This window comes from Bacillus sp. REN10, assembly GCF_016820555.1.
In the GTDB taxonomy this organism is placed as follows: domain Bacteria; phylum Bacillota; class Bacilli; order Bacillales; family Domibacillaceae; genus Bacillus_CE.
Window position 1 is genome coordinate 217,453 of the sequence record NZ_JADHDW010000004.1, and the last position, 17,628, is coordinate 235,080.

Consider the following 17,628-nt stretch of genomic DNA (forward strand, 5'->3'; position numbering starts at 1 on the left):
TCATTGCCCTTCTTGTTGTAATAGTTCTGTGATTTTACGTTTACCTTTCTCGTTGTATTGGAACGAGCTAACTTGCTTATCTGAATGTCGGGACTTATCGAGAACCCATATACCGTATTCATCGGTTTTTAATCCATGCTTGTTGGCGATACGACCTATTTTGTTGGCTGAAACGCCCAGAATTGCCCCTATTTGCCCTGCTGTGTAGGTTTTAGGTATTTCGGGTTTAGGAAGCATTGGAACGTCTGAAATAAGCTCTGTGGCGTTTCCTATGAGTATCTGAATCTGTTCCTTTGGGAGAATGTCTTTGAACTTGTCAGCTACATTTACGAGCAATCTCGCTTGTCTGGTCTTTGCATTACGAATACGAGCTTCTAATTCAAGTTTACGAGCTTCATCACCTTCAACCACCGTCAGTTTGGGGGCAGTTGGAGTGATTTGATAATCGCCCTTGCGAAGACCTTCCAGAACGTCATATACGAAGTCGAAGAACGCATCAGCTTTTGGTTGTCTGCTCCATCGGCAGATTTCATAGACACCTTTTGCAGTATAAAGAATAGTGTCGTAGGCTTTGCCATCAGTTGTCGTCAGTTTGGTGACAACTGAAAATTTATCTAAACGGTGCTTATAGCGTTCGTGAATCTTTTGAATCGCCTTCCTCGGTTCAGAGTATTCTAACGCTGTACCGATTTGTTCTCTGGTCATAAAGACTTCGTTATTATCGCTGTAAAAATCACATTGCATTGAACCGAAAGGAGCTGATTTAACAAGTGAAAGGTTACTCATTGATTTGCCCCCTTAAACATACTGTGATTGACCATAGTTTCTGGGTATGCTGACCAATTGACATTAGCAAGACCAAATAGCTTTTTAGATACATCAGCAGAAGCGTTAAGCAATTCTTCACATTGTTCAACCGTTGGAACAGGGGAATTGTAAAGGACTTTCACGTTTTCTAAGACAGTGCCATCAGTTAATACAATCTTTTCGATGAAACCTAAATTGGCATCTAAACGAATGAAATCAGTTTTTGACATAATAGTTATCCTCCTAATTTACCCTTGCCGACAGGAGGACTTCCCTTGTATAATAAAGGAGCAACCTCTTCGGAGGGTGTGATTTGTTATAGGGGAATCCGTTTATCTCTTGGTCGGGGTAACGGGTTTCCCTTTTTGTGTTATTTGGACTTCTTTAACGTGTACTTGACCTCTTTTTCTAAGGTAAAGTCACCGTTGATGTAGCCTTGCATAAAGGCTTCGATAACATCATTCATCTTTTCGCCTTTTTCGGCACAAGTTTCCTTGAAGGCTTTTTGTAAGTCTTCTTCTATTGTGGTGGTAAATGTTTTACGAGCCAATGAGTAAATCACCTCCTTGACACTTATAATAAATGTTTCTAAACATATTGTCAACCATGTAAGTATAAATATTTATAAATTTATTTGTGTATTAAAAAAGACCACCTGTTATGGTAGTCTTCAACTCAATAATCCGTTTTTTATATACATGAACAAATATTATAAATTAATGGTTTTCAACCGTATAATCCGATTACCCAATTTCTTTAAGACTTTAACGAGATCACCATCCATTTTTATTTTACGGTTACTTGATAAGTTTTTTGGTGAAGTGATATTCACACGATTATTGTCATCTCTGCTTGTTTGTTTATTAACTATCAATATGTCACCTATGACATCATCCCACGTAAGAGCTAAAGACTCGCTAATTCTTAATCCAGTACGACTTAATAAATAAAATAAAACATAGTAAAAGTTGTATTCTTTAAAACGCATAGGTTTGTAATCTTTCATATAATCCAGCAACTGATTCAATTCATCTAATGAATAGTATTTGATGATATCTTCTTCACGAGCCTTATCTTTTCTTGGTACTCTTAATTTGATAGAAGGATCTTTCTCTAAAATTTCAAGATCATTCGTTGCGTAGTGAAATATACTTTTTAATATAGATAAGTAACGCAGACGAGATCCATAAGAGTATTTTTCTGATCCATCTGGATTTACCATTTCAGCATACATATTGCTCCATCGTTTGATATCAATTCTTTTGATACGGAATATTTTTTTCTGTTCAAAATAAGGGAGAATATGATTTTTTAAAACAGAGTCATACTGGATAAATGTCGATTCTTTTAAATCTTCTCGCTTTTGGACATGTAGCCATTCTTTGGCCACTTCACCAAACAACTTATTTTTATCAGCAAGAGTATGGCCATAATATATTTTCTCTTCAACCTTACCAGCTTCTAACATGGCTTCTTTTTTAGTTCGAAATGTTCCGATGCTAAACTCGTGCCCATCTTGTGAAACACGAGCTTGCCATCTCCCGCTTTTTAACTGTCTAAATGTAGCCACTATTATCCCTCCTTAGTATAACAAATAGAATATACGTTCGTTTTTTGTGTGAAAGAAAAGCCCAAAAGAGGGCTAATCTAAATTTCTTAATCTTACTCTAGCCCGAATTGAGCCTTATTCATTAGCTTTCCGCCTTGGAATGTGAAATTGGCATTTGCGCCGATTCCCTTTTCGCCGTTGTAACTATAAATAACTGTGTGTAGATCAGTGCCAGGCGAACCCGTTTCAGATTGCTTTTCTCCTTCGCCACCAATAATTTCAGCCACTTCTTCATAAGTCATGCCATTCTGTATTTGTTCGAATTCTTTTAAAGAAATCTTCGCGTCCGAATCTCCACCAAGACCGATTTGTGTTTTGTTTATTAACTTACCATTTTGGAATGTCATGTTAGCCCCTGTGAAAGCTTTATCTGTTTCAAATTCATACATTTGGGTATGAAATTCAGTTCCTGGATCACCTGTTTCAGACATTAATTTACCTTCTGAACCAACGATTTTAACAACTTCTTCGTATGTCATACCATCTTCGATCTTATCAAATTTTTCTTTTGTTAGTTTGTTAGTATTTTCTTTTTTAACCTCTGTTGTTTCGTTAGTGTCAGTTGATTGTTCCGTTTTACTTTCCTCTTTAAGATTCGAATCACTGCTGTCACCTAAAGCGGCAAGGATTACTATAAGAATAATAAGACCAATAAACCCTAGACAGCCAAACTTAAAAAACTTTTTCATTTTTCTTACTCTCCTTTTTGTTGAAAATGTATGTAGATATGCGGTTTATCGCATGAAAACAACGTACTTTTTAATAGATTTTTAGCCTTAAAAAATGTACATGAGAATGTCAATCCAATGTAAAAGAGAATGTAAATGAGAGATGTGCGACAAACCATTGATACGACTAGGTTAAAAAGCTGTTATATTTTTACAATGTAAATGAGAATGTCAATCCAATGTAAAAGAGAATGTAAATCTTATTAGTTAACAGCAATATAACAGCAATAACAGCAATATATAATATAACGTCAATCTCTCTGTCGAAAATGCTTTCGACCATACCATTACATTCTTTAATGATCCATACAGATCATGAAAATAGTACCACCAATACCTAAAATAAAAAGACATGATTCATTCATATCTTGTGTAGCTTCCTAGCTTGTTACCAAGTGTTAGAAACGCATCTATTCGTCTATTAAACAATAGCTCTAGTCGATAATGAGCAAATTCTTCTGTTACTAAGAAATGGTCTGCGATGTCAGATACTAAAACCATTTCGTCAGCCGCAGACCGGATAACGTCCATCAGAAAATGATGTGGCATCAGAAGATAAGCACTCATCTTCTTAGCCTGACTCTCTTCTTTGTTAAGCATTAACTGTTGTTTTGAAAGCTGAGCGCTAATATGAGCATGAATATGACAAAACTCCTCAGACAAAACCAACTTTCGCTCCACTGTAGGAAGATTAGGTCTTAGATGAATGATACCTCGCACTCTTTCGTCTTTAGGGTAGGAATATGCTTTTAGCCCTTCAATCGCATCATAGTTGTCCATAAAATCAGGGTGTAAAGGTTTGATGATTATACCGTATCTCCAACAAATTTCTTCGATGTCAATCTCGTCTGGCGACTTGTATGAGAAGCGGGAGAGCACCTTATTTGCTCTTTCTTCCCAGCCATCGCTAATGAGCAAAAATTCACTAAGCTGCATCCAAAACACATCCTAACAAAACAATTTCTTATCATAAAAAAATAGCTCTGTTCGGTTTTTGTTCGGTCTCGTTTCACGAAATGGAACTTGGAACGATGTTAGAACGGTGTAAAACCAGTAATATCAACAGTTCAAGCATTGTCTTAAATTAAACACAGAACGCTTCATGGAACGAAGTCGGAACGAACCCAGAACTATATCAAGAATTAAAGAATTAAAAGAGAGAAGGAGTGGAGATTGTTTTAATCTTCAAAATCTCCAAACCCATCTCCGTACTCTTCATCATCGTCATCTTCAAAGAATATCTTTTTCATTTTGTAAAGTTTGATGAGTTCTTTAACTTTCTTCTCTGGATCAGTCGCAAGATCATGGAACATGATAGGATGTTTTTTTAATTCTTCAAACACACGAAGCTCATCTGGTGACAGAGAAACTTCTTGTCCAGCCACCGTTACAGTGTTTTCGGTTTCAGGATTATTAGTTCGGCCTAACAGGTAGTCAGCATTTACATCCAATACATCAGATAACACCGCTAATTCATGATCTTTTATAGGGCGATCACCTGACTCGATTCTATTCATAACACTAACATTCAGGTTTACTCTTCTAGCCAATTCCCGTTGACTCCAACCCTTTTTTTCTCGTAATTGTATGATTCTTTTGCCGATATTCATTTTTTCACCACTTTCTAGTACAGCAATATAATGATATCACGTTTCCAAAATGGAAACAAAATAATTTCTGAAATAGAAATATTTATTGTTGACATTTCTAAAATAGCAATGTAATATGTAATCAAGGGGTTGCTGTTTTAGAAATTTAAGGAGGGGTGAAATGGAATACTTAGATTTGGTATACATCAAAAGCAGAAGAATTGAACTAGATATAACACTTCAAGAAATGGCTAATAGCCTAGGTTTTAAGAACAGTTCAACATATTTGAAATACGAAACCGGAACCTATTCTTTCAAAGCAGAACAGTTACCAATACTGGCTGATTGTTTAAAATGCAAAATTACAGATTTTTTTAAGAAGAATGTTGCTAAAACAGAAATCAAGAAAGAGGCCATTTAAATCAAATTTCTCTAGGAGGTGATCCAGTGTTAAATGCAACAGAAAGCACGATCCAAAACTTATTAAACGAAATCAATCAACAATTGATTGACAAGGAGCCAAGTGACTCCCTGCCAGAATTAATAAATGCTACTGCTAATCTAATTCAAGTTTACGCTTCGAATCGATTGAATTTGTACTAAGGTCTTGGGCGGTTGGGTCTCCCAGTCTTAGCATTGGAATTTCGCTCAGCTAACATTCGATTTTGTTGAGCTTCTAAATTTTCTAATACTGCATTGTATATCTCGTTGATTTTATCAGAAGAAGCCTGGCCGCTTTGCTGGATAGAAGCAACAGTCAATTCAGTAGCTAATTCTAAAAGTGACTTACTCATTCTATACACCCCCTTCCTATGAAAATATTACCACAGGAAGAGAGGATAACTAAGGAGGAATCATCTTGAAAACAACAACATTAAACTTTTTCGACAGTGATGTTCAGTTTGAAATTGATATGCAGCCAGATAGCGACTTGATCACTTTGACTGTTCGTGACATGGAAATCGATCAAGAAAAATCAGAACCAGGCAATACAGTGTTTGTTCCAGCTCGCACGGTTGAAGTGTATCTCAGCCATCAAGAAATGAAAGAACTTATTCGAACACTTCAAGGATCAATCCCGTTGGAGGAATTGGAATGAATCATTTAACCAAAGTTTTTGATGATCACGAGTTAACAGTGATTGATGATCATGGACAACCAAAGTTCTTGCTGAAAGATGTATGTGCAATTTTAGCTTTAGGTCAAGTCGCTGGAGTAAAACGTCGGTTGGATGAGGATGTGATTTCAAATCACCCCCTTCAAACTGCTGGAGGAACACAACAAATGACCTTCGTTAATGAAGATGGTCTATATGATGTCATTCTTGAAAGTCGCAAACCAGAAGCGAAGCGATTTAGAAAATGGGTCACATCAGAAGTCTTACCGTCTATTCGTAAACATGGTGCTTATGCTACACCTCAAACAATCGAAAATATCTTGAACGATCCAGACTTCGGCATACAGCTTCTAACAACACTCAAGGAAGAAAGAAACGGTCGGTTAAAAGCTGAAAAAGAAAGAGATCAAGTAATTGAGCAACGAACAGCGGAATTACCTTACACGAACTTCGGAAAAATCGTTTCAAATTCAAATGGCGCAATCAGTGTTGGTGCTTTTGCCAAAATGTTGTACGACCAACACGGATTAAAAATCGGTCGTAATAAAATGTTTGATTGGTTACGTGACAACGGCTACTTGATGAAAGGCGGCCGAGAACATAACAATCCTAAACAAATTTATATTCAGCAAGGTTGGTTTGAAGTAAAGCCAACGATCGTAAGTCGAACAGAAGGTGACGTCGAGCGATTAACAACTTTGATCACTGGCAAGGGACAAGTGAAAATCGCTGAACTTCTTCTAAAAGAAATAAAGGTGGTGTCGTAATGATCCAAATTCAAGTCGATCAAAAGGAGTTAAAAAAACTGTATCTAGAAGAGATCCAAAAGCGTTTAGATCAAATCGATCACAGTGTGACATTTTGGGATACAAAAGAGCTTAAACGTCAAACCAACATGAGTTGGAACACCATACAAGATATGTTTTTTCATGATCCTCGTTTTCCTAAATTCAACACAGGAAACAAGTGGTACTTTCCAGCAAAAGAATGTCGAGCGTTTTTAATTCGCTGGGCCGAAGAAAACAGTTACAAATTCAAAAGTAATTTATCTAAAGAAGTTAGTTAATAGTCGATTTTTTATTGTTAAAACTACCAGTTTTATAGATTCATTGTACCTTTCAAAAGTAAATAAATGGAGGCGAACACATTGACGAACACTTTGAAACGAACGTGTTTATACTCCCCTTCACAGATAGGGGAGATTTTAAAAATAGCTAGGGAGCGCTCGTGTCAAGAGGAACGGCGCACGAAGCGATATGTTTCGGAGCAATTGGGAATAACGTTGCAACGCTTGAATAACATCGAAGCAGGGTTTTCACAAGCTCCGTTCGAATTGGCAGCTGACTGGTGCCGGTTAGTGGAGGATGAAACGGCTTTAGCGAAAATAAAGCACGCTTATCAGATTAGTTTGCCGGCTACTGATCCACGTTTACTGCAATCCGTAGAAAATCAGTTTACAAATCTTATTGAACAGTCAAAGCAAGCTATAACGGCAGCTAAGATTCTTCGGAAGATGGGGAAAGATATGCGTCCAGGTCAATCTTTGACTGAGCAAACTAATTTAGAAATATTGAAGTTGGCAGAAGAAATACTGGACCTTAAACAAGCTGCTGATGCGACATTAACATCAATGAGGATGAACTGGAATTTGGATACCGAAGAAGTGACAAGGAGTTGGATTTTAGAAGCTATATCAGACCGCGTCATTATACCATCAGTCAGCAAATTTGAAGAAATACGAAAAGAACAGTTCTTTTCAGCAAGGCAGGTGGGCAGGGCATGAACAATCTATTAGAACAAGAAATCAGCGAAAGAAAGTGTGTATGGAGCTGCATATCTCGCATCGAAGAATCAATCATCAAATGCGACTACAGGGAAGCGAAGTTAACTGCTGTTGATCTATTAAACTCGATTCGAGAGTTAGAGAGATTAGAAGAAGCAAAAGAGAACAATAGAAACCTTGCAAGAATGGTACACCAGTTGCAAGCCAAGGGCATCAAAATAGAAAAGGTGGCGAGGTCGATATGAAGATCGCAATCTTGGTATTTGTCATAGGATCGTTTTCGTACTATTGGGGCCTAGCAAGCGCGGAGGTCGAACATGAAATGCAGAACAAAAAGTAAAAGCGGCAAGCTAACTGGCATTAGCTCACCGCAATTAAAAATTATTTAGTTGGACGTTAACAAATCTATTATACCACATTTTTTATCATGGTGGGCACTACGGTGCTCATCTTCAGGCCTGGGATCTCTCCCCCTTGATCTTGGGTCTGAAGATGGACATCATCCATCAGAAATGAGGTGAACAAATGGCTCGTAAAAAGAAAGAATTACGAGTGTCTGATTTGGAATACATCGCAAAGTACGCTGAGTTTGACGGCTATCATACAGTCTCAAAGCAGATCGGTGTATCTAAATCAGCTGTACAAGCGGCGATCGAAATGATGCGGCGTGATGGCACTTTCGATTATTTTCGAAACTTGAATTTGTTTTGGTGAAAGGAGAAGTGTCGTGTACGAGGTATTCTACCGCAAAATAAAAGACCCCTGTTGGAGCAGGAGTCTAAAGTTTCAAACTATATAGGATACCGCTATTGTAACACATTTTACAGTAGCGGTAAACGGGAGTGAATAAAAATGAGTATGAGTTTAAAGGATGCCTTTAATGCTGCTAAGCGGATCAGTCCCAGCTTGAAAGATAAGTCAGCGTTAGACATGGCTTACATCGGCCTGACTCATGTTGTGGCTCACAATGGCACGCATGATGATCTCGTTAGTCTAGCTAATCAGTATGAAACATTAGTCAATGTGCATGTATTGAAAAAGGGGGTGAGCTAAGGTGGACCCACTATCAACCAATCAAAATACGACTCTTTCTCTAATTGATTCCATGGATGTACATGCAGTGCAAGCCACGTTAGACAAAATCAATCAACTGCAATTAGTTGTTAAAAGCACTTTAAAGCCTAACCGTGATTTCGGAATTATACCTGGCACAACAAAACCGACGTTGCTCAAGCCAGGGGCCGAAAAAATCCAAATGCTCTTTGGTGTTACTAGTGAATATGAAGTGACAGAGCGTATTCAGGACTATGATAAGGGATTTTTCGCTTTTACTGTGTGCTGCCGTATTTACAAGAATGATATGAAAATTACTGAAGGAATTGGTCATTGCAATACTCGAGAAAAAAAGTATAAGAATCAGGACTCTTACTCCGTTGCAAACACTTGTCTGAAGATGGCTAAGAAACGTGCTCAGATCGATGCGACGTTAACTATTGCAAGTTTATCAGATATTTTCGGTGGAGAGATGGAGGATGATTTGCAAGATTATTTGCAGACAGAGCAGATAGAAACAATGACTTCACATGATGCTGGAGCTATCAAGTTAACATTCGGAAAGTTCAAAGGTAAGACACTTGGAGATATATACCGCTCTGATAAATCATATCTCACCTGGTTAGTTGGCCAAGATCGAACAGATGCGGTGATCAAAAAGGCAATCGAAACGATGTTTGCCGCTGTAGAACAATCATCGCAACAAAGCCGGCAACAAGAACCAAAAGGGAATACAGCGGAAGATAAGACAACAGAATCAACCAAGCAGCCATATAACAATCCGCTTGAAGGTGATCCTATTCATATCAAAGATGATGACCTTCCGTTTAACAACGTATGATGTTCGATAAAAATGTTCCTTATCGAGTTGTGATTCCTAACTGGTGCAAGGAGAAGGCTTCTACAAAAGAAGAGTATTTACGAAACATCAAGAGGTATATGAGCATCAGCTATCCAGATAGAAAAATCATTGAAATTACAAATGGCTTCGCTGTTTGTGAAAGAAAGTAGGAGGAAATAAATATGGCTAAATTTAGACTTGTTCATACATCTTTTTGGGATGATCCCAAGGTAGTAGAGGAGCTGACACCGGAAGATAAATATTTCTTTCTCTATTTACTAACAAACGAAAATACTACACAGGTTGGTATCTATCAAATTACTAAAAAACAAATTGCTTTCGATATGGGATATTCCATTGAGAGTATTAACTCACTTATGCAGCGTTTTATAGAACACCATAAGTTAATTAAATACAACGAAAGTACAAGAGAAATAGCGGTTAAAAATTGGGGGAAATACAACTTTATTCGTGGTGGGAAGCCTGTTGAAGATTGTGTTAAAAGTGAACTGCTAGAAATCAAAGATCCTGCTCTCATCCCGTTCGTTGGTGAAAACGTGAAGAATGAGAAAATCAGAAAAATATACGAGTCGTACTACGTTACGTATGACGATACGTGCCACGATACGTCAAGCGGAAGTGGACGTATCGTAAGTCAAAGTGAAAAACCCAATTATATCAATGGTTTAGACGATACGTCTACGACACGTACTACGATGCGTGGACAAGAAGAAGAAAAAGAAGAAGAACAAGAAAAAGAAGAAGAACAAGAACAACAACAAGAAAAGAACAGTGGTCGTGGTCATTCTTCGATTCAAAATGTTTTTCATGTTTATCAAAACAATATTGGCATCCTGGCTCCAATCATTGCTGAGAGCATAGGCAAAGCGGTGGATGAATTTAGCGAAGAGCTAGTCATTGAAGCTATAGAAATTGCAGTAGCTGCTAATAGACCTAATTGGAAGTATTGCGAAGGTATTTTGAGAAAGTGGCGTTCTCGAAATGTAAAAACATTGGACGATGTTTACGCATTGGAAGTTGAGCATAATCAGCGAAAAGGAGTGAATACAAATGCAAAGTCTAAGCAGTATACCGACCTTTCTCAATACAATTTCGACAAAGAACAAGATTACGACTTCTAAAAAACGCTGTGAAAACAAAATAGATGGTGTTAAGTGCAATAAGTACTTGCTCATAGAAAACGGAAAAGAGTTTTGTTTTTACTGCGATGAGATTAAACCAGAGGATGAAGTGTTAGAGAAAGAAACGAAAGCGGCATATCGCCTAATGACACTTAATCGTATGTTTAACACTGACAGCCTGATCAATGAGCGGTTAAAAAAATGCAATTTTGATAATTACGAACCAGTTTCAGAAGGTTTAGCGAAAGCAAAGGCGATTTGTCAGCGGTATGCAAATAATTTCACAAAAAGCAATCCTAAAAACCTCATGATGATGGGGAACTATGGGACAGGGAAAAGTCACTTGGCGGTCTCAATCCTTAAACGTGTAATCGAAAGAGGGTTAGAACAAAAAGATCCTTGGACAGGTGTATTTATTTCAACACCAAAATTAATGACTAAGCTAAAAGCTACTTACAACAAAAATAGCAAACACTCAGAAAATGAATTGCTTGAACAACTGGGTAGTGTGGACCTGTTAATTCTTGATGATGTAGGTACTGATTATAAACGAAAGCAGTCAGAAGCGGCAGAAGAAGAAGCGAACCATTGGGCGACCTTGAAGCTTTTTGAAGTGATCGATTCTCGCATTGGGAAACATACAGTCTATACGACAAACTTTAGCCATGTGCAGCTAATGGATATGTACGGAGAACAGAAATTTAGCCGGATGGTGGAAGAAACCACCTTGATCAAAGTGAACGGTGAAAATTACCGATTACGAGCGTTTAAGTAGGAGGAATGAACATGTGTAAATTGTGTGACGGCACTTATGTTGATAAAAGTAACAGCGGCTCTTTGATGTTTGTGCAACCGTGTCCCGAGTGTGGGCCGAAGCCTAAAGCAGTGCGTGATAAAGAAAAGGCAGAATTCCAGAGGAGATTTGCTGAAGCTAAGCGTCTTTACGGGAAGGACGTGAGCTGATGGCTAAGGGATGGAAAGCGCAGACACCTGTAACGTTGAAAAAGCTAGTCTACGCTTTGAGCGAACACAAACTAGGGCAAAACATCAAGAAACATGAACAGCGCGGCTGGAAGCGTGCCAGTGAGATCAAAGAACATGGCTATGGCGTAGCGGTATTGATGGAGTTTCCGCCTAGAAAGGAAGTTAGTTGATGAAGATTCCAAGAATCCTACACTACCCCGGATCAAAGTGGAGTATGGCCGAATGGATTATCAGTCATATGCCAGAACATGAAACGTACTTAGAGCCTTTCTTTGGATCCGGAGCGGTGTTTTTTAATAAGCAACCTTCAACGGTTGAAACAATAAATGATTTGGATGAGCAAGTAGTAAATCTGTTTAAAGTCATCCGAGATCATCCGGACCAGTTAGCGTGGCTTATCGAGTTTACACCGTTATCGCGGCAAGAGTATTACGAAAGCTATGAGGGTTCCGATGATCCGATAGAGGATGCGAGACAGTTTTTGACTCGCTGCTGGCAGGCTATTGGAGCTAAGACAAGTGATCGAACCGGGTGGCGCAGCATTATTTCACCCAATGGACCTAAAACAGCTCAAGAGTGGGGAAAGCTACCCGAGAAGATTCACATGGTAGCGAAACGCTTGAAAGAGGCACAGATCGAACATCAACCAGCTGTGCAGTTGCTTGAACGGTACAAGCGAAAAGATGTGCTGATTTATGCAGATCCACCTTACATTATTGAGACACGGACAAAGCGCCATTATAAACACGAAATGACGATCGAGGACCACATTGAATTATTAGAAATGTTGAATCAGCATCCAGGACCCGTTCTTTTATCCGGATACGCTCATCCTGTTTATGACGATAGATTGGAAGATTGGCATAGGGAAACAATGGAGGTATCCGCAGAAGCAGGCGCTAAACGACAAGAAGTCCTTTGGGTTAACCCAATGGCGGCTAGTGGTTATTTTCAACAAACGATATTCGATGTGGAAGTGAAATAAATGGCACGTAGATGGGTAGCGAAGAAAACTCGTTGGAATGGCCGGATCTATGACAGTAAAGCAGAAGCAGAATATCACAAACTTTTGTTAGCGGATCCGGATGTTCAAAAAATTGAGGTTCAACCGGAATTTGAAATCATTCCATCGTACCAGGTGACTTGTTATCGTTGCGAAGGCACAGGGAAAGAAAAAAGTTTGAAAACAGGTAGACCAGTTCAATGTTCTCTTTGTTCGGGGAAAGGCTTAAAGAGGAAAGCTGGAGCCAAATATACAGCTGATTTTTTAGTCACTTATAAAAATGGTTGGAAAGAAGTTGTTGATATTAAAGGCGGTCCTGCATCAAGAGACTTTTCGCTTCGCCGAAAGTTACTTGAACAAGAAATTGGTGCGGAAGTTGTTGTGATGGAGCTCAAAAATGGAATATGGAGGCGTAAGCGATGAGAAAAGCTAAGCGCAAGCCGGGCTATTATCTGCTCTTTCGGCGTGAGGAAGGGCAGAAGGTTTGGCTCTATGAATGGTTGCAGAGACATGAGCTCAACGCTAGGTTACGGAAAGGTTGGAAGATTGAGAGGTGAACGATCATGCAGCAACTAGATTTATTTATCCAGTCGGCCACGATGTTTGATAGAAAACTACTAAACTTTTATTCAGCCGGTGATGGGTTAGGTCCACAAGCGGATGTGATTGCTATCGTCCCAAATGACATTGAGCTTCCAAGAGACATGGATGATCTGAAATATCAATTTGAATACTTTGGGAAATATCGTTTTTTCTTATCTGGCATTTATCTATCCATCTTTTGGTCAGAGATCAAAAGTAGAAAAAAGAAGGGGCTTTATACAACTGTAGAGTTTCTGGAGGAGATAAAGGAACGAGCTAGACAAGAGATCCGAAAGCACATGAAAGAGCAACTTCCAACATCCATGAAAATCACAAAACGGAATCTTGATGATGTAGAGAAAAATTATGATTTTAACAATTTTAAGGTTATTGAATATTTGCCAAAAAGGAGGATGCGGAATGAGTAGAGAGATTAAGTTTCGAGTTTGGGATAAAGACATGAAAAAAATGCATACATGCGGAGAGAACGTTCATGATTCAATTGATTTTTTAGAAAACACTGCTTGTTACTACAATTTACAAAACGGTTGCGGTAGCATGCCAGACGGAAGTGGAACTTATGAGCTTATGCAGTACACCGGACTAAAGGACAAGAACGGTGTGGATATTTGGGAATTTGACTTATTGAAAGATGAGGAAAATTTCATTTGGGAAGTAGTATTTGAGAACGGATCATTTAGGGTTAGGTGCGATGATTTATTAGCTGTCAGACTTTTGAATGTGTGGAACAAAGCCTGTTGTGTTGTTGGGAATGTTTTTCAAAACCCAGAGCTGATCCAAGGTGATTGAATATCGCTGCATCGATTGCGATGTCTCTGAAATGCATTTCGAGATCATACCTAAAAAGTTGTGTCCAAAGTGTAAATGCTACATGGAAGCTATTGAGGAGGGAATGGAATGAACAATTACGAAATAGATCAGCTGGTTGCGGAGAAGGTCATGGGGTGGGAAATCAAAAAAAGCGAATTAGTAAACGCTGAACAAACAGTGAACACGTATATAGAGAGTGAATACGTATTAGATGTATTGCTGTTTAATGATGACATCCATCGTGAGTGGAACCCAAGTGAAGATATATCAGACGCTTGGATCGTGGTTGAGAAGTTAAGCAAAGAGTTCGGTGTAAAGGTTTATCAGGATGAAGGTGCTCCTTGTGAATGTGACTTGCATCATTGGAGTGAAGAGCCTAAATATCATGGTGAAGCTGAAACGGCACCAATGGCAATATGTCTAGCAGCGCTAGAATCTGTCGGAGTGGAGGTGCCAGAATGACAACACTAACAACGGTTGAATCACTTGTACTGATCGTCACTGGATGCGTGTTGGCAGTTGGAGCATTTGTGGCTGGGAGAGCTACTAAGAAGTGATGGAGTAGACACAAAAAACTAAATAAGGAGGATGGGAAAATGAATGAGATTGATTATACAGATTTGAAGCTAATTGACAACTTCACTTATGATATACACCCTAACGAAAAAGGCGAGATAAGGGTTGCTTTCAAGCACGGTGAGGATAGCTTTGTAATGCCTATTCCTAAACAAGATTTAGAAAGAATGTTGTGGTTTGCAAATCAAAAGTAGTCTGTATTCCTTTGATGAAACAGCGTTCCAGACGCATATTGTGACGAAAAGTGGTGATTAAAATATCTTATCAAAAGCCAATTTGTGATTGCGGAAACGAACTTATTTACAGTGAGACTATGGTTGTTAATCGTGATTTTAAAATAAACAGGTCAGGAACGATAAATAAAAGACCGCTGGGTTCATACGAAGGGGAAATAGATGTTGAAACACTTTATTGTGAAAGGTGTCAAGAGACGTTTGCCGTTCGCTTTGATGCCTATGACCGAATAATAAAAGGCGATAAAATCAGTTGATTTACTAATGACGCATTATGTACAGCAAAGGAGGAATAACGTTGGCCAAGATTTTAGATGCTTGCTGTGGAAGTCGAATGTTTTGGTTTGATAAGCAGCACGAGGATGTAATTTACATGGATAACAGGCAATTGTCAGATACGTTATGTGATGGCTGAACATTGGAAGTAAAGCCGGATATAGTTGCGGATTTTCGTAATATGCCATTCGATGACGAATCATTTTATTTAGTTGTATTTGATCCACCACATTTACTAAAGGTTGGCGAAGATTCATGGTTGGCCAAGAAATATGGAAAGCTTGATCAAGATTGGCAGAATGATATCGCACAAGGCTTTAAGGAATGCATGAGAGTTCTTAAGCCAAACGGAACCATTATCTTCAAGTGGAATGAGGATCAAATAAAATTGAAAGATGTTTTAAAGTGTTTTGGCCAAAAACCATTGTTCGGTAACAAGCGAAGTAAAACACATTGGCTTGTATTCATGAAAGACTGATGAATATTCCGTTAAAAATGCGAAGGAGGGTTATGTGTGAAAGTCCTAGTTGGAAAAGAAGAGTATGAGCAAGTTCGGATGGCGGAGAAGACAACAGGTAAGAAGATAAAGCATTTAACTATGATAGTCCCTGATTGCATTAACGGTGTCTGGGGAGTTTACCAGGTCATTCGTTGCTATAAGTCAGTATCAAAGTATTATGCTGAAATGAAGCTGTTAGAAAGAGCGGAAAACGAAGCAGAAGCGCATTTGAAAGTTGTCAAAGTAACAGTTGAATTAAGACAACGGTAAAGGAGTGATCCAATTGGGCCTTTTAATAGAATCGCAGATTAAGAGTTTGTCAGCCGAGGGTCTGCTGTTGCTAGTTGAAGATGTAGAGCGGCGTATTGGCTCTCACACAGCAGGCGGCGATCCAGTAGACGCGTATATTCAACATCAACGTTACATTCTGGATTTGGTGCAAGAAGAGTTGAAAAGTAGAGGAGAGAATTAAGTGAAAATCCCATACGGAAAGCTACTGTTCGAAAATCAAAAGTATAAACTCGTATACGATTTGAAGTCTTTACTTTCAATCGGTGTAGTGTTTTCGGTTAGCCGAAGATATGTAGTGATGTTATTCGGATTTACTCTAATGAAAAAATAAAAAAAGCCAGGAGAGCTCCCGGCCTTTCAAAAGATATCGACAATATTATTTTAACAGATCGGGGGCGTCTCTTCTATGAAAGATGCAGCAATCAATATTGAAAAAATGACAGCGGAAATCAGCCTGAGGGAAAATGCAACTTATTATGTTGAAGACGGACATTTGGTAAGAGTAGATGACCTCCCAAAAGGGTATGGTACTCAAAAGATTATTTGGAAGGACGGGAAACCAAAGTTTTTTGAGATTCAATATACATCTAAAGGTAATTAAATAAGCCTAGCGGAAGAACCGGGGCACTGAATGACGCGTTAAGCGTTGTTTGGTGTCCTTTTTTATTGTTCCAAATCGGACCAATATGGACCACAACCAAAGGAGTGATCATATGAACGCTAAACAACTATCAATGTTTAATGATATCGATGAGAAAGAGGTTCAAGATTTAATTATTACGGAGTTAAGAAACTATCGTGCACTTAAAGTTCAGATTGAGAATAAAAAAGAACAAGAGGCCGCTGGAGTCATTGATTTATTTCCTTCTGTACGGCAACAAGATCGACTTAATGAATTAAAGGTGAAGCAGATCGACCGTGCTTTAGAGCATAGCTTAGATTTTATCGAGCGGAGAATCATTGAAATGAAGTACCTCACGTCTGAAGAGACGAAGGACATCAATATTTATCTGGAACTGGGCCTGAAGAAAGGGAAATACTATGAAAAGAAGAGAGCGGCCATATATCGTCTTGCAACAGCACTTGGAATCATTTAAGTACTGTTATTTTTATGGACAAAAACCGGACAAAAATCGAACAAAAAGGGTACCAAACTGGGGACCTTTTTATTTTCCCAACAGCGGTAACATTTTCTTATCAACTATTTAGTTGGTAGGAGACGCATCTTTCCTTTATCAATGGTGTACTCGGATGGATCGAATGGCGATGAAGGTTACTAGCTGTACAGGGGGAGTAATCAGAGCCTAGCAGTATTGCGCGCGATCGGCACGGGGATGCAATTGGTGAGAGTCCAATGCAAGGTGTGGTGAAACAATGGCCTGCCACTTCCTCAATCCTAGCTATCCTCCTGGGTGATTGAACGGAAGCGGAAAACCTAAAAAAATATAAAAGCAAATAGCATAAGGCGGTGCTTACTAAGGAGATAAGAACATGAAAATGAAAGATCATTTATCAACAGATGATAAAAGTAAATTGTCTACTCTTTCTGTAGAGAAAGAAGAGGAAAAATACACTAGGCGAGATTGGGAAGAAATTATGGGGACGAAGCGAGATACCTACAGGCGAGTGAGGGGTAGTGTGAGGAGGAAATAAATATAGCCCTGCCAAATGAAATGGCAAAGGC

Annotated in this window: 32 protein-coding genes and 1 pseudogene; 25 read left to right on the top strand and 8 right to left on the bottom strand. The window is 38.8% G+C overall.

All coding sequences use genetic code 11. The features are described 5' to 3' along the window. The 7 genes from IRB43_RS08535 to IRB43_RS08565 form a co-directional block, all read right to left on the bottom strand. Nucleotides 1-786 carry a BRO family protein gene (locus IRB43_RS08535; protein WP_203363038.1) on the bottom strand — a complete coding sequence of 262 codons (786 nt, stop codon included), beginning with the start codon at nucleotides 784-786 and terminating at the stop codon, nucleotides 1-3. Continuing rightward, nucleotides 783-1,037 (bottom strand): hypothetical protein, encoded by a 255-nt coding sequence (locus IRB43_RS08540; protein WP_203363039.1) that lies wholly within the window; start codon nucleotides 1,035-1,037, stop codon nucleotides 783-785. Before IRB43_RS08540 ends, IRB43_RS08535 begins: the two co-directional genes overlap by 4 nt. Before the next feature lie 140 nt (nucleotides 1,038-1,177). Beyond that, nucleotides 1,178-1,357: a hypothetical protein gene (locus IRB43_RS08545; protein WP_203363040.1), complete on the bottom strand. Its 180-nt coding sequence runs from the start codon at nucleotides 1,355-1,357 to the stop codon at nucleotides 1,178-1,180. Nucleotides 1,358-1,516: 159 nt separating this feature from the next. After that, a complete protein-coding gene (locus IRB43_RS08550; protein ID WP_203363041.1) occupies nucleotides 1,517-2,377 on the bottom strand; it encodes a tyrosine-type recombinase/integrase in 861 nt (286 codons plus the stop codon). Between the two features lie 92 nt (nucleotides 2,378-2,469). After that, nucleotides 2,470-3,105, bottom strand: a complete 636-nt coding sequence (locus IRB43_RS08555; protein ID WP_203363042.1) for a DUF3862 domain-containing protein — start codon at nucleotides 3,103-3,105, stop codon at nucleotides 2,470-2,472. A 396-nt stretch (nucleotides 3,106-3,501) separates the two neighbouring features. Then, nucleotides 3,502-4,080 carry an ImmA/IrrE family metallo-endopeptidase gene (locus IRB43_RS08560; RefSeq protein ID WP_203363043.1) on the bottom strand — a complete coding sequence of 193 codons (579 nt, stop codon included), beginning with the start codon at nucleotides 4,078-4,080 and terminating at the stop codon, nucleotides 3,502-3,504. Nucleotides 4,081-4,322: 242 nt separating this feature from the next. Continuing rightward, the gene (locus tag IRB43_RS08565; RefSeq protein ID WP_203363044.1) at nucleotides 4,323-4,754 is read right to left on the bottom strand and encodes a helix-turn-helix domain-containing protein; all 432 of its coding nucleotides are present in this window, start codon (nucleotides 4,752-4,754) and stop codon (nucleotides 4,323-4,325) included. A 160-nt stretch (nucleotides 4,755-4,914) separates the two neighbouring features. Between IRB43_RS08565 and IRB43_RS08570 the strand changes: the two genes are divergently transcribed. Together IRB43_RS08570 and IRB43_RS08575 are read left to right on the top strand one after the other, a co-directional pair. Continuing rightward, nucleotides 4,915-5,154 (top strand): helix-turn-helix transcriptional regulator, encoded by a 240-nt coding sequence (locus IRB43_RS08570; RefSeq protein ID WP_203363045.1) that lies wholly within the window; start codon nucleotides 4,915-4,917, stop codon nucleotides 5,152-5,154. Between the two features lie 26 nt (nucleotides 5,155-5,180). Then, on the top strand, nucleotides 5,181-5,336 hold the full coding sequence (locus IRB43_RS08575; protein ID WP_203363046.1) for a hypothetical protein: 156 nt from the start codon (nucleotides 5,181-5,183) through the stop codon (nucleotides 5,334-5,336). On the opposite strand, the gene IRB43_RS08580 is transcribed toward IRB43_RS08575, so the two are convergent. Beyond that, entirely contained in the window at nucleotides 5,333-5,527 is a 195-nt protein-coding gene (locus IRB43_RS08580) for a hypothetical protein (protein WP_203363047.1), read from the bottom strand. The two genes, IRB43_RS08575 and IRB43_RS08580, sit on opposite strands and share 4 nt — an antisense overlap. Before the next feature lie 65 nt (nucleotides 5,528-5,592). On the opposite strand from IRB43_RS08580, the gene IRB43_RS08585 reads away from it, so the two are divergent. The 23 genes and pseudogenes from IRB43_RS08585 to IRB43_RS08695 all read left to right on the top strand — a co-directional run bounded on the left by IRB43_RS08585 (nucleotide 5,593) and on the right by IRB43_RS08695 (nucleotide 17,597). Next, nucleotides 5,593-5,832 carry a hypothetical protein gene (locus tag IRB43_RS08585; protein WP_203363048.1) on the top strand — a complete coding sequence of 80 codons (240 nt, stop codon included), beginning with the start codon at nucleotides 5,593-5,595 and terminating at the stop codon, nucleotides 5,830-5,832. After that, the gene (locus IRB43_RS08590; RefSeq protein WP_203363049.1) at nucleotides 5,829-6,617 is read left to right on the top strand and encodes a phage antirepressor KilAC domain-containing protein; all 789 of its coding nucleotides are present in this window, start codon (nucleotides 5,829-5,831) and stop codon (nucleotides 6,615-6,617) included. The genes IRB43_RS08585 and IRB43_RS08590 overlap by 4 nt, the downstream gene beginning before the upstream one ends. Beyond that, nucleotides 6,617-6,916, top strand: coding sequence for a group-specific protein (locus IRB43_RS08595; RefSeq protein ID WP_203363050.1), 300 nt, complete (start codon nucleotides 6,617-6,619; stop codon nucleotides 6,914-6,916). Before IRB43_RS08590 ends, IRB43_RS08595 begins: the two co-directional genes overlap by 1 nt. Nucleotides 6,917-6,997: 81 nt before the next feature. Beyond that, the gene (locus IRB43_RS08600; protein WP_203363051.1) at nucleotides 6,998-7,633 is read left to right on the top strand and encodes a sporulation sigma factor-processing peptidase; all 636 of its coding nucleotides are present in this window, start codon (nucleotides 6,998-7,000) and stop codon (nucleotides 7,631-7,633) included. Beyond that, on the top strand, nucleotides 7,630-7,878 hold the full coding sequence (locus tag IRB43_RS08605) for a hypothetical protein (RefSeq protein WP_203363052.1): 249 nt from the start codon (nucleotides 7,630-7,632) through the stop codon (nucleotides 7,876-7,878). The genes IRB43_RS08600 and IRB43_RS08605 overlap by 4 nt, the downstream gene beginning before the upstream one ends. A gap of 280 nt (nucleotides 7,879-8,158) precedes the next feature. Further along, nucleotides 8,159-8,347, top strand: coding sequence for a hypothetical protein (locus IRB43_RS08610; RefSeq protein WP_203363053.1), 189 nt, complete (start codon nucleotides 8,159-8,161; stop codon nucleotides 8,345-8,347). Nucleotides 8,348-8,485: 138 nt separating this feature from the next. Continuing rightward, nucleotides 8,486-8,686 (top strand): hypothetical protein, encoded by a 201-nt coding sequence (locus tag IRB43_RS08615; RefSeq protein WP_203363054.1) that lies wholly within the window; start codon nucleotides 8,486-8,488, stop codon nucleotides 8,684-8,686. Nucleotide 8,687: 1 nt separating this feature from the next. Then, nucleotides 8,688-9,527 carry an exodeoxyribonuclease X C-terminal domain-containing protein gene (locus IRB43_RS08620; protein ID WP_343070832.1) on the top strand — a complete coding sequence of 280 codons (840 nt, stop codon included), beginning with the start codon at nucleotides 8,688-8,690 and terminating at the stop codon, nucleotides 9,525-9,527. Between the two features lie 182 nt (nucleotides 9,528-9,709). Beyond that, entirely contained in the window at nucleotides 9,710-10,669 is a 960-nt protein-coding gene (locus IRB43_RS08625; RefSeq protein WP_203363055.1) for a DnaD domain-containing protein, read from the top strand. A gap of 46 nt (nucleotides 10,670-10,715) precedes the next feature. Further along, nucleotides 10,716-11,444: an ATP-binding protein gene (locus IRB43_RS08630; RefSeq protein WP_203363056.1), complete on the top strand. Its 729-nt coding sequence runs from the start codon at nucleotides 10,716-10,718 to the stop codon at nucleotides 11,442-11,444. Nucleotides 11,445-11,631: 187 nt separating this feature from the next. Further along, nucleotides 11,632-11,823 (top strand): hypothetical protein, encoded by a 192-nt coding sequence (locus IRB43_RS08635; RefSeq protein ID WP_203363057.1) that lies wholly within the window; start codon nucleotides 11,632-11,634, stop codon nucleotides 11,821-11,823. Then, nucleotides 11,823-12,638 (top strand): DNA adenine methylase, encoded by an 816-nt coding sequence (locus tag IRB43_RS08640; RefSeq protein ID WP_203363058.1) that lies wholly within the window; start codon nucleotides 11,823-11,825, stop codon nucleotides 12,636-12,638. The genes IRB43_RS08635 and IRB43_RS08640 overlap by 1 nt, the downstream gene beginning before the upstream one ends. Beyond that, complete coding sequence (locus tag IRB43_RS08645) at nucleotides 12,639-13,079, top strand: DUF1064 domain-containing protein (RefSeq protein WP_203363059.1); 441 nt, start codon at nucleotides 12,639-12,641, stop codon at nucleotides 13,077-13,079. Nucleotides 13,080-13,219: 140 nt separating this feature from the next. After that, the gene (locus IRB43_RS08650) at nucleotides 13,220-13,666 is read left to right on the top strand and encodes a hypothetical protein (RefSeq protein WP_203363060.1); all 447 of its coding nucleotides are present in this window, start codon (nucleotides 13,220-13,222) and stop codon (nucleotides 13,664-13,666) included. Beyond that, nucleotides 13,659-14,048: a YopX family protein gene (locus IRB43_RS08655; protein WP_203363061.1), complete on the top strand. Its 390-nt coding sequence runs from the start codon at nucleotides 13,659-13,661 to the stop codon at nucleotides 14,046-14,048. The genes IRB43_RS08650 and IRB43_RS08655 overlap by 8 nt, the downstream gene beginning before the upstream one ends. A 108-nt stretch (nucleotides 14,049-14,156) precedes the next feature. After that, on the top strand, nucleotides 14,157-14,531 hold the full coding sequence (locus IRB43_RS08660) for a BC1872 family protein (protein ID WP_203363062.1): 375 nt from the start codon (nucleotides 14,157-14,159) through the stop codon (nucleotides 14,529-14,531). Nucleotides 14,532-14,665: 134 nt separating this feature from the next. Beyond that, nucleotides 14,666-14,839: a hypothetical protein gene (locus IRB43_RS08665; RefSeq protein WP_203363063.1), complete on the top strand. Its 174-nt coding sequence runs from the start codon at nucleotides 14,666-14,668 to the stop codon at nucleotides 14,837-14,839. A gap of 313 nt (nucleotides 14,840-15,152) precedes the next feature. Continuing rightward, nucleotides 15,153-15,632: pseudogene (locus IRB43_RS08670) on the top strand (SAM-dependent methyltransferase). Between the two features lie 36 nt (nucleotides 15,633-15,668). After that, nucleotides 15,669-15,923 carry a hypothetical protein gene (locus IRB43_RS08675; protein WP_203363064.1) on the top strand — a complete coding sequence of 85 codons (255 nt, stop codon included), beginning with the start codon at nucleotides 15,669-15,671 and terminating at the stop codon, nucleotides 15,921-15,923. A gap of 13 nt (nucleotides 15,924-15,936) precedes the next feature. Continuing rightward, nucleotides 15,937-16,125, top strand: a complete 189-nt coding sequence (locus tag IRB43_RS08680; protein ID WP_203363065.1) for a hypothetical protein — start codon at nucleotides 15,937-15,939, stop codon at nucleotides 16,123-16,125. A gap of 225 nt (nucleotides 16,126-16,350) precedes the next feature. Further along, on the top strand, nucleotides 16,351-16,545 hold the full coding sequence (locus tag IRB43_RS08685) for a hypothetical protein (protein ID WP_203363066.1): 195 nt from the start codon (nucleotides 16,351-16,353) through the stop codon (nucleotides 16,543-16,545). 112 nt (nucleotides 16,546-16,657) lie between these two features. Then, nucleotides 16,658-17,041, top strand: coding sequence for an ArpU family phage packaging/lysis transcriptional regulator (locus IRB43_RS08690; RefSeq protein ID WP_203363067.1), 384 nt, complete (start codon nucleotides 16,658-16,660; stop codon nucleotides 17,039-17,041). A gap of 394 nt (nucleotides 17,042-17,435) precedes the next feature. Continuing rightward, the gene (locus IRB43_RS08695; protein WP_203363068.1) at nucleotides 17,436-17,597 is read left to right on the top strand and encodes a hypothetical protein; all 162 of its coding nucleotides are present in this window, start codon (nucleotides 17,436-17,438) and stop codon (nucleotides 17,595-17,597) included. Nucleotides 17,598-17,628: the final 31 nt, after the last annotated feature.